General features: G+C 77.0%; 8 protein-coding genes. All 8 read right to left on the reverse strand.

What is annotated here, in order from left to right; genetic code table 11:
* Positions 1–2: 2 nt before the first annotated feature.
* The 8 genes from GVV04_RS01230 to GVV04_RS34655 are packed head-to-tail and all read right to left on the reverse strand — an operon-like array spanning position 3 to position 14,902.
* A complete protein-coding gene (locus GVV04_RS01230; RefSeq protein WP_161683871.1) occupies positions 3–944 on the reverse strand; it encodes an AzlC family ABC transporter permease in 942 nt (313 codons plus the stop codon).
* On the reverse strand, positions 937–6,087 hold the full coding sequence (locus tag GVV04_RS01235; RefSeq protein WP_161683872.1) for a non-ribosomal peptide synthetase: 5,151 nt from the start codon (positions 6,085–6,087) through the stop codon (positions 937–939). Before GVV04_RS01235 ends, GVV04_RS01230 begins: the two co-directional genes overlap by 8 nt.
* Positions 6,088–6,103: 16 nt before the next feature.
* A complete protein-coding gene (locus GVV04_RS01240) occupies positions 6,104–7,942 on the reverse strand; it encodes a condensation domain-containing protein (protein WP_161683873.1) in 1,839 nt (612 codons plus the stop codon).
* The gene (locus GVV04_RS01245; RefSeq protein WP_161683874.1) at positions 7,939–10,743 is read right to left on the reverse strand and encodes a non-ribosomal peptide synthetase; all 2,805 of its coding nucleotides are present in this window, start codon (positions 10,741–10,743) and stop codon (positions 7,939–7,941) included. The genes GVV04_RS01240 and GVV04_RS01245 overlap by 4 nt, the downstream gene beginning before the upstream one ends.
* Entirely contained in the window at positions 10,740–11,606 is an 867-nt protein-coding gene (locus tag GVV04_RS01250) for an SDR family oxidoreductase (RefSeq protein ID WP_161683875.1), read from the reverse strand. Before GVV04_RS01250 ends, GVV04_RS01245 begins: the two co-directional genes overlap by 4 nt.
* Positions 11,603–12,304 carry a thioesterase II family protein gene (locus GVV04_RS01255; protein WP_161683876.1) on the reverse strand — a complete coding sequence of 234 codons (702 nt, stop codon included), beginning with the start codon at positions 12,302–12,304 and terminating at the stop codon, positions 11,603–11,605. The genes GVV04_RS01250 and GVV04_RS01255 overlap by 4 nt, the downstream gene beginning before the upstream one ends.
* Positions 12,301–13,056, reverse strand: a complete 756-nt coding sequence (locus GVV04_RS01260) for a thioesterase II family protein (RefSeq protein ID WP_161683877.1) — start codon at positions 13,054–13,056, stop codon at positions 12,301–12,303. The genes GVV04_RS01255 and GVV04_RS01260 overlap by 4 nt, the downstream gene beginning before the upstream one ends.
* Positions 13,049–14,902 (reverse strand): condensation domain-containing protein, encoded by a 1,854-nt coding sequence (locus GVV04_RS34655; RefSeq protein ID WP_407938751.1) that lies wholly within the window; start codon positions 14,900–14,902, stop codon positions 13,049–13,051. The genes GVV04_RS01260 and GVV04_RS34655 overlap by 8 nt, the downstream gene beginning before the upstream one ends.
* Positions 14,903–15,029 lie beyond the last annotated feature (127 nt).

Consider the following 15,029-nt stretch of genomic DNA (forward strand, 5'->3'; position numbering starts at 1 on the left):
GGTCACCTTCCGTCCACGTCAGCGGCGGCGTCGGCCGCCCGGTCCCCGGCCCGTACCGGCTCACCGGGGCGCCCGCGCGGCACGGCCCCCGGCGGCGGCCCGTCCGGCGGCGACCCGGCACCTGCCGCGCCCGCCGCGACCTCCGGTTCCACCGGGCGGGCCGGGTCGGACGGGTCCGGCGGGGCGGCCGGGTCGGCGGGCTTCGGCGGGAACCAGCGGCGTTCGATCCGCTCGCAGGCCATGCCGACGCAGGCACCGCCGAGCGCGGCCAGGATCAACCCCAGGTTGTACGGCAGGCCGAGGGTCAGCATGGCCAGCGCGCCGGCCGAGACGGCGCTGGTCCAGATCTTCCAGCCGGCGAGGGCCCCGGCGAGCACGACCAGGAAGACCGCGGTCATCGGGAAGTCCAGGCCGTCGCGCAGCCGCTCCGGCAGCAGGTGCCCCGCGACCATGCCGACGACCGTGGCGATCGCCCAGTTGACGTACATGATGGCGGACGCGCCGAAGTAGAACATGCTCTTGCGGCGGGCCGGCTCGTCGCCCTTGATCCGGTCGAACGCGACGAAGAACACCGCGTCGATCAGCCCGAAGCCGAGCAGCAGCCGCCACCGCTGCGGCAGCTCCCGCACGTGCGGGGCGAGCAGCGTCGAGTAGATCAGCATGCGCAGGCTCAGGATGAGGGTGGTAAAGATGATCACCGGCCACGCCGCGCCCTCGGCGATCAGCTTGAAGCCGATGAACTGGGCGGTGCCGGAGTTGACCACCATGGCCAGCCCGAAGGTCTCCAGGTAGGACAATCCGCTGGCCAGGCCGAGCGTCCCGCCGATCACCCCGAGGGGGAACGCGGAGATCAGGAACGGCACCATCGTGCGGGCCCCGGCGACGAACTCGCCGCGCGGCGTCGCGGGCCGCTCGGCGGCGCTGGTGGGCGTGCGGTCAGACATGGTCCTCCCCGGGGCGGCGGGCACGCGGAGCGGCCGGGCCGGCGGCGCCGACGAGGGCGGCCACCTCCCCGGCGCGGGTACGGCAGAAGTAGTGTCCCCCACCGTCGATCTCTTCGAGGGTCACGTCGGCGGCGATTCGCCGCCACGCGGCGTGCTCGTCGGCCGAGCCGGCGGTGAGCGGGTCGTCGCCGGCGAGCACCACCGTCACCGGCACCGTCAGCGGCCGGTCGGCCAGCGCGTCGAGCCGGTCCCGCAGGTACGCGTGCGAGCCGAGCGCGTCGTGCCGGAACGCGGCGACCAGCGCCGAGGTGTGGTCGGCGTCGAGACCGTCGAGGTCGGTGAAGCCGGTCTGCCCGACCAGCCAGTCCACCACCCCCGCCTCGTCGAGGGCCCGCACCTCGGCGATGCTGGCGTCGATGTCGGCCGCGTCCCGCAGCAGCTTGCCGCCGAGGAAGAGCCGCACCGGCGGGGCCCCGGCGGCGGCGAGCAGCCGGGTCACCTCGACGGCCAGGGCCGCGCCGACGCAGTGCCCCCAGAGCAGCACCTCGCCCCGGGCGTCGGCGCGGATCTCGTCGGCCACCCGCCGGGCCACCTCGTCGAGGTCGACCAGCGGCTCGGGGTTGCCGGGGTCGTGACCGGGCAGGGCCACCGCCTGCACGGCCACGCCGTGCCCGGCGAGCGCCCCGGCGAGGGGACGGAAGGCCAGCGGGTTGCCGGCGGCGTACGGGAAGCAGACCAGGACCCGGTCGGAGGCGACGCCCGACGGCGACAGCGGCTGGAGCAGCGGGTCGTCGCCGGCCCGGGCGACCCTGGCCCCGACCGCCGCGCCGGACCCGGAGGCGACCGCCGCGCCGGACCCGGAGGCGACCGCCGCGCCGGACCCGGACCCCGTGCCGGAGCCGGCGGGGGCCTCGGCGGACTGGGCGGGCTTGGCGGGCTTGGCGGGCTGGGTGGCCTCGGCGGCCCGGGCCAGCGGGCCGAGGTCGGAGTGGGTCATCAGCTGCCGCAGGGTGACCAGCGGGCGCAGCGCGGCGACGACCCGCATCGCGGCGAGGGAGTTCCCGCCGAGGTCGAAAAAGTTGTCCTCCTCGGCGATGTCGTCGACCGGCACGTCCAGGGTCGCGGCCCAGACCTCGGCGATGCGCCGGGCCACGTCGGTGGCGGGCGGGGTGCGCCCGGCGGGGCCGGCGGCCGGGGCGGGCGCGGTCCGGCTGAAGGTCCGCCGCGCGGGGGTGACCCGGGCCGGCGGCAGGCCGGCGGCGTACCCGCCGTGCGGGGCGTCCGGGGTGTCGGCCAGCGCGGCGAGGGCCCGCCGGTACGCCTCACCGATCCCGGCCGCCTGCTCCGGGCTGAACTCCGCCGAGTGGTAGTGCAGGCTCAGCCGGACCTCGTCGGTGAAGAAGTCGCGCATGAACTCGGCGCGCAGGGCGAACTCGGTCTCGGTGCTGACCCGCACGTCGAGCAGGTCGAAGCCCGGCCGCTCCCGCAGCCGCTTGAGCAGGTAGAAGTGGGTGTAGTTGAACACCGTCTCGAACAGCGGGTCGGTGGTGGCGGCGTCGGCCTTCATCTGGGCCATCGGGTAGCGCCGGTGCGGCAGCAGGTCCGCCTCGGCCCGGTAGACCCGGCCGACGAGGTCGGCCCAGCTTCCGCCGCCGAGGTCCACGCGCAGCGGCACGGTGTTGAGGAACAGCCCCATCGCGGTCGTGGCGCCCTCGGACTCGGGCCGGCCGCTCTGCTCGTACCCGGTGACGACGGCCGCCTCGGCGGCGAGCGCGCCGATGACCTTGACGTGCGCGGCGAGCAGCAGGGTCTTCAGCGGCACGGCGAGCCGGTCGGCCAGCCACAACAGCCGCTCGGACAGCCCGGCGGACACGTCCACCTCGTGGAAGGCCACCGGGCGTTGCGCCTCGGCGGTCGGCGGCTCCCAGCGGGGCAGCTCGGTCACCCCGCCGTCGGCCAGCACGTCCCGCCAGAAGTCCCGGTCGGCGGCCGAGGCGACGGCCCGGCGTTCCAGGCCGATGTAGTCGCGGAAGTGGTTCCCGGCCGGCGGCTCGGGCAGCGGCCGGCCGTCGCGCAGCCGGTGGTACGTGTCGAACAGCCGGGTGTGCAGCAGGGTGATGCTCCACCCGTCCAGGGCCGAGTTGTGCTGGCTGAGGCTGTACCGGTACAGGTCGTCGGCGAACAGGTGCACGTGGACGCGGACCAGCCCCGGCTCCCGCCAGACGAACCGGTACGCCTGCTCCCGGTCGTGCCAGTCGGCGTACCGGCGCTCCTGCTCGGCCGGGTCGAGGCCGCGCAGGTCGGTCACCCACAGCGGGGTCGGCGCGTCGGCGTGCACGAGCTGGAGGTACTCGTTGTACCCGGTGAGGTGATAGCTGGTGCGGAAGATCGGATTGTCGGCGACCAGCCGCCGCACCGCCCCGGTGAACGCGGCCTCGTCGAACGGCGCGCTGATCAGGAAGCTGATGATGTCGTGGTACTGGGCCGCGCCCCGGGCCAGCTCGTTCTGGAAGATCAGCCCGGCCTGGAGCTGCCCCAGCGGGTACGCGTCGACCACCCCGTCGGGCAGCAGCGCCCGGTCGGCCGGGGACACCAGGTCGAACGGCGCGTACGTGGGGGGCCGCTCGCCGGTCGCCGGGGCCGCCGCGAGGGCGGCGATGGTGGGGTGGCGGAACATCTGCTGGAAGGTGAGGTCCAGCCCGGCGGCGTGCGCCCGGGCGAGCACGGTGACGAAGTGGATGGAGTTGCCGCCGAGGGCGAACAGGTTGTCCTCCACCCCCACCCGGTCCACCCCGAGCACGTCGGCCCACACCTCGGCGAGAATCCGCTCGGCGTCGGTGCGCGGCGGCACGTACGGGCGGTCGTCGGCGGGCGGGTCGGGCAGCGCCCGCCGGTCGAGCTTGCCGCTGCCGGACAGCGGGAACTCGGCCAGCTCCACCACCCGGGCCGGGACGAGGTGCCGGGGCAGCAGGCCGGACAGGTGTTCGGTGAGCGCCCGCTCGGCCACCGGGGAGTGGGTCAGCACGTACCCGAGGAGGTTGCCGTCTCGGGCCACCACCACGGCGTCCTTCACCGCCGGGTGGCCGCGCAGCGCCTCCTCCACCTCGCCCAGCTCGACCCGGTGGCCGCGCACCTTGACCTGGTGGTCGAGGCGGCCCAGGTAGTCGATCGTGCCGTCGGGCAGCACCCGGGCCAGGTCGCCGGTGCGGTAGACCCGCTCCTCCCCCGCGTCCGGGGCGGCCACGAACCGGTCCCGGGTCAGCTCGGGGCGGTTGAGGTAGCCCCGGGCGAGCTGCACGCCGGCGATGCACAGCTCGCCGGGCACCCCGACCGGCTGGACCCGCAGCCGCTCGTCGAGGACGTGCAGCCGGGTGTTGTCCACCGGCCGGCCGATCGGCACCCGGTCGGCGCCGGGCACGCAGCGGTGGTGGGTGACGTCGACGGTGGCCTCGGTCGGGCCGTACAGGTTGACGAGGGTGACGTGCGGCAGCAGCGCGGCGAGCCGGTCGACGTGGTGTGGGCCGAGCGCCTCGCCGCTCGCGAAGACCCGGCGCAGCCCGGCCAGCGGCGCGGTGTCGGCGGTGGCCAGCCAGTCGAGGAACGCCCCCAGCATGGACGGGACGAAGTGCAGGGTGGTCACCCCGTGCGCGGCGACCGCCGCGACGATGGCCTGCGGATCGCGTTCCGCGCCGGGCGGCAACAGGCACACCGACGCGCCCTCGCGGGCCCACCAGAACAGCTCCCACACCGACACGTCGAAGGTGGTGGGGGTCTTGTGCAGGACGACGTCGTCCGGGCCGATCGGGTGCAGCCGTTGCATCCAGGCGAGCCGGTTGGCCAGCGACCCGTGCTCGATCATCGCCCCCTTCGGGGCGCCGGTGGAGCCGGAGGTGTAGATGACGTACGCCAGGTCCCGCCCGTCGGCCTCCGCCGGCGGCCCGGCCTCCACCGCGTCGGCCTCCGGCGCGGTCACCGCCGCGTCGGGCGGCGGCAGCGGGAGCGCCGGGACGCCCTCGGGGACGGCCGCCGGGTCGGCGGCCAGCACGAGCGCCGCGCCGCTGTCGGCCAGCAGGTAGCCGATCCGGGCCGACGGGTAGCCGGGGTCGACCGGCAGGTAGGCCGCGCCGGCGCGGTGCACGGCGAGGATCGCCGCGAGCTGGGCGGGCGACCGCTCGGCGAGCACGCCGACGACGGTCTCCGGGCCCGCGCCGGCCGCCCGCACGGTCGCGGCGAGGGCGGCCACCCGCCGGTCCAGCTCCGCCCAGGTCCAGGTGACCTCGTCGGTACGCACGGCGACGGCGTCGGGCGTCTCGGCGGCCCGGCGGGCCACCCAGGCGTCGGGGCGCAGGGCGAGGTCCGTGGCGGTGTTGGGGTCCGTGGCGGTGTTGGGGACCACGGCGGTGTCGTTCATCGCGTCGAGCACCGCCCGGTCGGCGGGGGTGACCAGGGCGACGTCGTCGACCGGGGCGTCCGGGGCGGCGAGCGCGGCGGTCAGCAGGAGCAGCAGGTGCCCGGCGATCCGGTCGGCGGTGGCCCGGTCGTGGCGGGCCGCGTCGTGGTGCACGGTCAGCTCGGCGACGGAGACCGCCACGGTGACGCCGACGCGGGGGTCGGGGGCGGCGTCGGTGGTGTGCACGGCGACGTCGAGAAACGGGTGCCGGTCGGCCTCGGCGTGCGGGGCGAGGTCCTCGGCGAGCAACTCGACGGGGTAGTCGGCGTACCGCTGCGCCTCGGGCAGCGCCGCGCGGAGCTGCCCAACCAGGTCCCGGTAGCTGACGTCGGGGCCGCCGGTCACCGGCAGGGGCAACAGGCCGGCCAGCGCGTCGCCGTCGGCCGGGCGGCCGACCAGCAGCGCCGACGCGCCGGTCCAGCGACGCAGCAGCGCCGCCACGGCGGCGGCCACCAGCACGTACCGGGCGGGCTCGGCGCCCCGGCTGGCGACGGCGAGCCGGTCGGCCAGCGCGGCGCCGAGGGGCACGGTGACGGCCTGCGGGCGGGCCGGGGCGCCGGGGGCGGGGGTGCGGTCGGCGGGGAAGCCGACCCGGTCCGCGCCGGCGGTGAGCACGTCGCGCCAGTGCCGGGCGTGGTCGGGCCGCCGCGCCGCGGCGATCCTGAGCTGGCCCCGGGTCATCAGAGACTGCATGATCTCGCTCTCCGGCTCACAGGTCGATGTCGATGTCGATGGTGGCCGCCGGGTCGGCGGCGGGCCGCGCGCCGGTCAGCGCGCCGACCGGTCGACCCGGGTCGGCCAGCACGGCGTCGAGGAGTTCCAGGTACAGGTCGGCGAACGCGCGCACCGTCGCCGGCAGGAACAGCCCGGCGTGGTACGCCCAGTGCACGCGCAGCGAGTCGGCCCGCTCGTAGACCTGCATGTCCAGGTCGAACATGGCCTGCCCGGTGGGGGCGATGGCCAGTTCCACCGGCCGGCCGAGGAAGTCGACCCGGGCCACCTCGTCGTGCTGCATCGCGAAGAGGGTGTCGAACAGCGGGTGCCGGTGCGGGTCGCGGACCGGCAGCACGGCCTCGACCAGGCTGTCGAACGGGAAGTCCTGATGGGCGAAGGCGTCCACCACGTCCCGGGCCACCTCGTCGAGCAGCGCCCGGAACGGCGCGTCGGGGCGGACCCGGTGGCGCAGGCACACGGTGTTGACGAACATGCCCATCGCGGCGTCCAGGCCCGGCGCGCCCCGCCCGGCGACCGGGGTGCCGACGGTGACGTCCGCGCCGACGGTGGTCCCGCCGCCGGAGCCCGCGCCGCCGGTGGTCCCGCCGCCCGTGGTCGTCGCGAGGAAGGCCGCGTAGACGGCGAGCAGGAGTTGGAACAGGGTCACCCCCTCGCGGCGGGCCAGGGCGCGCAGCGCGGCGGTGCGGGCGGCGTCCACGGCGAACTCGACGACCCCGCTGCCGGCGGTCGGCGTCGGCCCGTCGCCCGCCGGCCGGTCGGCGTCGGTGGGCAGCCGGGGCGGGGCGGGCGGGTCGGCGAACCGGGCCAGCCACCAGTCGCGCCCCGACGGCTCCCGCCCGTCGACCCAGGCCGCGTAGTCGGCGTACTGGGCGGGGACGGGTGGCAGCTCCCGGCCGGCGTAGCGGGCGTCGACCTCCCGCAGCAGCAGGGCCAGGGAAAGCCCGTCGGTGACGATGTGGTGCAGCTCCAGGGCCAGCTCCGGCCCGGCCGGGGTGCGCCGCAGCTCGGCGCGCAGCAGCGGCGGGGCGGCCAGGTCGAACGGGCTGACCGGCACCGGGGCGTCGGCGGGGGCGGCCGCCTCGGGCAGCTCGAACGTCACCCCCGCCAGCACCCGCTGCACCGGCCGGCCCGCCTCGGTGCCGAACGCGGTGCGCAGGACGTCGTGCCGGGCGATGACGTGCCGGAACGCCCCGGCCAGCCGGCCGGCGTCCACGTCCGCCGGCAGCGGCAGCACCAGCGGCAGGTGGTAGGCCACCGACGCCGGATCGCGGGACTGTGCCAGGTACACCCGCCGCTGCTGCGGCGACAGCGGGTGCGCCGCGCCGGCGGCGGCCGGCGGCAGCGGCGCGGCGGCCCGGGACCGGCGGATCTCGTCGGCGAGGGCGGCCACGGTCGGGTGACGCAGCACGGCGGCCAGCGACACCGCCACCCCGAACACCCGCTGGGCGTCCACCGCCAGCCCGGCGGCGGCCAGGGAGTCCCCGCCTGCGGCGTAGAAGTCGTCGAGGACGCCGAGCTTCGGCACCCCGAGCGCCCGCTCCCAGACGCGCACCAGCGCCCGCTCGACGTCGTCGCGGGGCGGCAGGTACGCCCCGTACCGGTCGTCGGGGGCGACCAGGTCGGCCGGGTCGAGCGAGTCGACCTGGACGACGTGCCGGGGCAGCTCCGCGTCGGTCAGCTCGGCGGCCAACTGGCCGCGCAGCACCAGCGGGTCGAGGAAGTCCTCGGCGACGACGTACACGCAGCCGTCCTTGACGGCCACCCGGTCTACCTGCGGCCAGAGCCGGGCGAGGGTTTCCACGTCGGGGGTCATCGGGCCGCTCCGATCGCCTCGGCCAGCCCGCGCACGGTCTGGTGCAGGTAGAGGTGGCGGGGGGTGAGGTCGGCCAGGCCCTGCTCGCGCAGCTCCCTGAGCAGCCGCAGGGCCAGCAGCGAGTTGCCGCCGAGGTCGAAGAAGTTGTCCTCCGGCCCCACCTCCGCGCCGAGGACCCGCTGCCAGATCGCCCGGATCCGCTCGTCCAGCCCCGCGTCGTCGGCCGGCGCGAGGGCCGGCTCGGCGGCGGGGACGGGAGCGGGCAGCCGGGCGGCGTCGAGCTTGCCGTTGGCGGTCAGCGGCAGCGCCGGCAGCGCGGTGATCGTCGCCGGGACCATGTAGTCGGGCAGCAGCCGGGCCGCCCGGCGGCGCAGCTCGGCCACCGAGCCGGCGGCGTCGGCGAGCACCACGTACGCGTGCAGCCGGGTGTCGGCGGCCTCCGCGCCGGTCTCGACCACCACCGCCACGGCGAGCGCGGCCGGGTCGTCCAGCAGCACCTGGCGGATCTCGTCCAGCTCGATCCGGTAGCCGCGCACCTTCACCTGGTTGTCGAGGCGGCCGAGGTGCTCCAGCCGGCCGTCGGGCAGCAGCCGGCCCCGGTCGCCGCTGCGGTACATCCGGCCGCCGGAGAACGGGTCGGGCCGGAACCGCTCGGCGGTCAGCTCCGGGCGGTGCAGGTAGCCGTCGGCCACCCCCGCCCCGCCGACGTGGATCTCCCCCGCCGCGCCCGGGGGCAACAGCCGACCGGCCGGGTCGAGCACGTACACCCGCCAGCCGGGCAGGGCCCGGCCCACCGACCGGCTGCCGGCCAGGGCGAGCCCCCGGTCGAGGGTCTGCGCGGTGACGTGCACGGTGGTCTCGGTGATGCCGAACATGTTCACCACCCGGCAGTCGGGCTCCGGGTGGCGGTCGTACCAGCCGGTGAGCATCCGGGCGTCGAGCGGCTCGCCGCCGAAGACGACCAGCCGTACGGCAAGCGGGTCGGCGGCCCGCCGGTCGACGTCGAGCAGCTGCGCGAACGCCGACGGGGTCTGGTTGAGCACGGTCACCCGCTCGGCGGCGAGCAGGGCGTGGAACTCGGCCGGGGAGCGCACCACCAGGTGCGGGACGACGACCAGGTGCCCGCCGGTGAGCAGGCAGCCCCAGATCTCCCAGACGGAGAAGTCGAAGGCGCTGGAGTGGAACATCGTCCAGGTGTCGTGCGGGCCGAGCCCGAAGTCGGCGGCGGTGGCGTCGACCAGGGCCAGGACGTTGCGGTGCGGCACCCGCACGCCCTTGGGCCGGCCGGTCGAGCCGGAGGTGTAGATGACGTACGCCGGGTCGTCCGGCCCGCCGACGTGCGGCTCCACCGGGCTGGGCCGATCGGCGGGTGGCCCGGCGGCGGTCAGGTCGGCGGCGTCGACGCCGCCGGCGCCGACCAGCAGGGTGACGCCGGAGTCCTCGACGGTGTAGCGGATCCGGTCGACCGGGTAGGCCGGGTCGACCGGCACGTATGCGGCCCCGGCGCGGAGCACGCCGAGCAGCACCGCGACCAGGTCCACGGAGCGGTCCAGGCAGACCCCGACCCGGTCGCCGGGGGCGACCCCGCGCGCCGCGAGGGCGCGGGCCACCCGCCGGGCGCGGGCGTCCAGCTCGCCGTACGTCAGTCGGGTGCCCGCGCAGGAGACGGCCGGCGCGTCCGGGTGGGTCGCGGCGTGCCGGGCGATCCGATCGTGGATGGTGTCCTTCGGGGCGGGCAGCTCGCCGGGCCCCCGGCCCAGGGCGACGATCGCGGCCCGGTCGGCGTCGCCCAGCGGTTCGCAGTCGTTCAGCGGGCGGTCCGGGTCGGCGAGGACCCGCCCGAGGACCCGGACGACCTGGCGGGCGAACGCCTCGACCAGGTCGACGGCCCACGTCGCCGTGTGGTGGTGGCAGGTGAGGGTGTCACCGGCCAGCGCCAGGGTGAGCGGCCACAGTGGGGAGAGACACGGCCGGTACGCGTCGGCGGTGCTGTCCGCTTCGAGCGCGCCCACCTCGAGGTCGAGCAGTCCGGCCGGCGCCGGGGTCCCGGGGGCCGGCCAGGGCGATCCGGGCCCCGCCGTGGCGAGCAGGTCGCGGGCGCCGCCGTCCACCGGCACCGCGACGACGGTCAGCCGCTCGCCGACGACCGCGCCGACCCGGGGCCGGCGCACCCCCCGGTACCGGGCCAGCACCGCGCCGGCTGCGGCGACGAGGGCGGTGAGGTCGGTGCCGGCCGGCACGGCGACGGTGTGTACGGCGGTCCGGTCGACCCCGGGGTCGCCGCGCAGCCACCCGACGTCGCCCGCGTCACCGGCGTTGCCCGCGTCGTCGCCGCCCGACAGCTCACCGGCCGACGCGTCAACGGCGAGGGCGGGGTCGGAGTCGGTCGGGGCGGAGTCGGTGAGGGCGGGGGCGGAGTCGGTCAGGGCGGAGTCGGTCAGGGTGGGGTCGGTGGGCTGGGTGAGTTCGGTGAGCAGGGTGCCGAGGCGGTGCCGGCCGACGGCGTGCCGACGGGCGACCAGCACCAGGTCGGCGCCGTCGTCGTGACGCAGCAGCACCGCCCGCAGGTCGGGCCCGCCGGCCGGCAGGGGCCGGGCCAGCTCGGCGTCCCGGCGGGTCGACGCGAGCCCCGCCGGGACCCGCTCGACCCACAGCCGCCCCGCGGCCAGCCGGTGCCGCCGGCTAACGGTGGCGTACCGGTCGGCCAGCCGGTCCGGGTCGGCGTCGGCGGCCAGCCGGACGGCCGCCGCGTGGCACAGCCGCGCCGGGTCCGGGTGTTGTGCACTGTGCTGGGCGCTCATCGGGTGGTGAACCCCCCGTCGACGGTGATGACGGCGCCGGTGACCTGCGCCGACTCGTCGGAGGCGAGCCAGAGGGCGGCCTGCGCCACGGACCCGGGCTCGATCAGCGCGTTCATCGGCTGGGCCTGCACGAAGGTCTCCTCGTGCTCGGCGACCGGGACGTCCAGCGAGCGGGCGATCTCGGCGAGCATCCGGCCCTCCACGTGCGGGTCGTCGCGGACCGAGCCGGGGCACAGCGCGTTGACCCGCACCTTCAGCGGGGCGTAGTCGAGCGCGGCGGCCCGGGTCAGCCCGACCAGGCCGTGCTTGGCGGCGACGTAGCCGGCGAAGTGCCGGTAGCCGACCAGGCCGGCGGTGGAGGCGACGTTGACGATGCTGCCGGCGCGCTGCCGGCACATCACCTCGCCGACCGCGCTGATCATCCGCCACGGCCCGGACAGGTCGACGTCCAGCATGAGCTGCCACTCGGCCTCGGTGATCTCGTGCGTCGGCTTGCCCGACGGCGCGGCGATGCCGGCGTTGTTGACCAGCACGTCCACCCGGCCGAACCGGTCCAGGCACAGCGCGACGGCGGCCCGGACGGCGGCGGAGTCCCGCACGTCGGTCCGCACCGGGTACGCGGCCACCCCGTACCCGGCGCACAGGTCGGCGGTGTGCCCGAGCTGGCTGGCCGAGCCGAGCGGGTACGGCACCCCGGGCAGGTCGGCGGCCAGGTCGACGAGGACCACGTCCGCGCCCTGGGCGGCGAACGCGACCGCGCAGGCCCGGCCCAGCCCTCGGGCGGCGCCGGTGACGATGGCGGTCTTGCCGGCCAGCCGGTCGCCGGTGACCACCGGCGCGGGCCGGGTCGGCGCGTCGGTCATCCCGCCAGCTCCCGCCGGACCAGGTCGAGCAGGACCGCCGGGGAGTCGGCCAGGTACATGTGGCCGCCGGGCAGCCGCCGCGCGGCGAAGCCGGCCGAGGTGACCCGCTCCCAGCCGACCAGCGCCGCGTCCGCGACGAGGGCGTCCTCCTCGCCGCGCAGCGCGGTGACCGGCACCTCGATCCGCTTGTCGGACGCCGGCCGGTACGTCTCGTGCAGTTCCACGTCGGCGCGCAGCCCGGGCAGCAGCAGCTCCCGCATGTCCGGGTCCTCCAGGGCCGGGTGGGTGTAGCCGGCGAACTCCTCCACCCGGGCGACGAACTCGTCGTCGGGCAGGTCGGCGGCCGTGCGGTCCCGGCCCGACCAGGGATCGGGCGAGCCGCTGACGAACAGGTGCGCCACGGTCACCCCGGCCGTCCCGGTCAGCCGGCGGGTCATCTCGTACGCCAGGACCGCGCCCATGCTGTGCCCGAACAGGGCCACCCGGTCCGCCCCGGCGACCAGTTCCAGCACCTCGTCGAGCAGCCCGTCGACGGCCTGCTCCATCCGGCGGTAGGGCTCCTCGACGAACCGCTTCTCCCGCCCGGGCAGCGACACCGGGGCGACCTCCAGCTCGGGCGGGGCGAGGCGACGCCACGGTTGGTACACCGACGGGCCCGCGCCGGCGTACGGGAAGCAGAGCAGTGTCGTGCGGGTCAAGACGACTCCTTGCCGACGAGGGCGGACCGGACGGCGCGCAGCAGCCCGGCATCGGCCCGGGCGAGCAGGTCGTGCCCGCCGGGGACGGTCAACGTGGTGCAGCCGGCGGTGGTCAGGTCGGCCCAGGCCGCCGCCTGCGTCGCCGGCACGTGCGGGTCGGCGTCGCCGACGATCGCGGTGACCGGGACGCCCACCGGGTCCGGGTCGCGCAGCCGGTAGCTGCGGCCCAGCTCGAAGTCGGCGCGGGCCGCCGGCAGCGCCGCCGCCGCCAGGTCCGGGTGCCCGGCGACCGCCGGTGGCATGGTGCCCAGCGCCACCAGTTCGGCGAGGAACGCGGCGTCGTCCACGGCGGACCAGTCCGGCTCGACGCCGGCCCGGTGCGGGGGCACCGCCGAGGAGACCACCAGCAGGTCGGCGGGGCGGTGGCCGCGCCGGGCCAACCGCCGGACCAGCTCGAACGCCACGTACGCGCCGAGGCAGTCGCCGTAGACGGCGTACGGGCGGTCCAGGTGGGGGGCGAGGGCCGCCTCCAGGGCCTGCACCAGCGGGGTCATCCGGCGGGGCGCCTGCTCGTCGGCCCGTTCCCGCCGGCCCGGGTACTGCACGGCGTTGACCTCGACGGACCGGGGCAGCCCGGCCCGCCAGGTCTCGAACGCCCCCGCGTTGCCGCCCGCGTACGGCAGGCAGAACAGCCGCAGCGCGGGGCGGGGCACCGGCGCGCGGACCACCAGCCAGGGCGTGTGCTCAGCCATGCCGGGCCATCCGGTCTACGAGCGCCCCGAAGTCGTCCAGGGCGACGAACTCGGCCAGGGTCAGGTCGCTGCCGTAGCGCTGCCGCAGCCCGGCGACCAGCCGCAGGGCGCGCAGCGAGTCCCCGCCGGCGGCGACGAACCCGGTGTCGTCGGAGCGCGGCGCCACCCCGACGACCTCCCGCCACAGCCCGGCGACGCGGGCGGACCAGCGGGACCGGGCGTCGGTGGGCACCGCTTCGGCCGACCCGACCGGCGGCAGCGGCGCGGTCGGGTCCGCGGCCAGCAGCCGGGTGAACGTCCCGGCGAGCCGGTCGGCCCAGTCGTCGTCGAAGCGCCGGCCGTCGTACTGGAGGGTGAGGGCGAGCCGGCCGGTGTCCGGGGCCACCTCGACGTCGACGGCGAGGCTGAACGCGACGTCGACGGTGATCCCCCGGCTGGCCACGATCCGGGGGCCGGCGGCGTCGGGGGCGGCGTGGAAGTGGGTGTAGTTGAAGAAGCTGTCGAAGCGGGGGCCGGTGCCGCCGGCCCGGACGATCTCGGCGAGCGGGAACCGGTGGTGGCCCATCAGGGACCGCTCGACGTGCCACGCGTCGCCGGCCAGCTCGGCCAGCGGCCGGTCGCGCAGGGTCGCGGTGACCGGCAGGGTGTTGAGGAACAGCCCGAGGGTGGCGTCGCTGCCCTCGCCCTCGGGCCGGCCGCCGACCACCAGGCCGGAGACCACCTCGTCCCGGCCGGTCGTCTCGCCGAGCGCCCGCAGGTGCACCGCCAGCAGGTACGCCTTCACCGGCACCCCGGCCGCGCGGGCGGCCCCGGTGACCCGGTCGGTGACGGCCGGCTCCAGCGGCACCCGCCGGGTGACGGTGATCCGGGGGGCCGGGCCGCCGAGCAGCAGCGGCGCCGCCGCCCCGGCGCCGTCCAGCCAGAACCGGCGGGCGGCCGGGTCGGCGAGGGCGGCCCGCTCGGCGGCGACGTAGGCGCGGAACGGCAACGTCGCCGGGGCCGGCGCGGACCGGCCGGCGCGGCGTCGGTCGTGGTCGGCCAGCAGGGCCCGGACGAACGCCTCCAGGCTCCAGCCGTCGAGGACGGCGTGGTGCTCGGCGACGACCAGGGTGAACCCGTCGGCGCCCTCGTCGAGGGCGTACAGCCGGACCAGCGGGGGGCGGGCCATGTCGAACGGCCGGGTCCGCTCGGCCTCGATGAGGGCGTCGACCCGGGCCCGCCGGGTCTCCTCGTCGGCCCCGGTCAGGTCCCGCACCGGCACCTCGACCGGCACGTCGGCGTGCACCAGTTGCAGCGGCTCGGCGTACCCGCCGGGGGCGAAGCCGGTGCGCAGCACCGGGTGCGCGGCCACCAGGGCGGCGAACGCGGCCCGCAGCGCGTCGGCGTCGAGCGGCGCGTCGATCCGGTGCGCGGTGACGTTGTGGTACGTCGCCGGGTCGCCGGTCAGCTCGCAGTGGTAGAGCATGCCCTGTTGCAGCGCCGTCATCGGGTACGCGTCGACCACCCCGGCCGGCAGCCGGTACCGGTCGGCGGCGGCCAGCAGCACGAACGCCTCGGCGTCGGGGGTTTCGGCGGCCGGCTGGCCGGCGGCGTCGGCCGACCCGGCGTCCGGGTCGGCGAGGCTGATCTCGCCGTGCTCGACCAGCTCCCGGATCGACTGGTGGACGAAGATGTCCCGCAGCCGGAACGACAGGCCCCGCCGGTTGGCCGCGACCTGCATCTGGATGCTGCGGATCGAGTCGCCGCCGAGGGCGAAGAAGCTCTCGGTCACCCCGACCGTCGGCACGCCGAGCACCTCCCGCCACGCCTCGACGAGGATCTCCTCGGCGCGGTTCGCGGGGGCCACCTGCGGGCCGGCGGACCGGCGGCCCAGCTCGGGGGCGGGCAGGGCGGCCCGGTCGAGCTTGCCGTTGCGGGTCAGCGGCAGCGCGTCGAGGACCACCACGGCGGCCGGGACCAGGTGCGCCGGCAGC

It is taken from the genome of Micromonospora rubida, from assembly GCF_009908295.1.
GTDB lineage: Bacteria > Actinomycetota > Actinomycetes > Mycobacteriales > Micromonosporaceae > Micromonospora > Micromonospora rubida.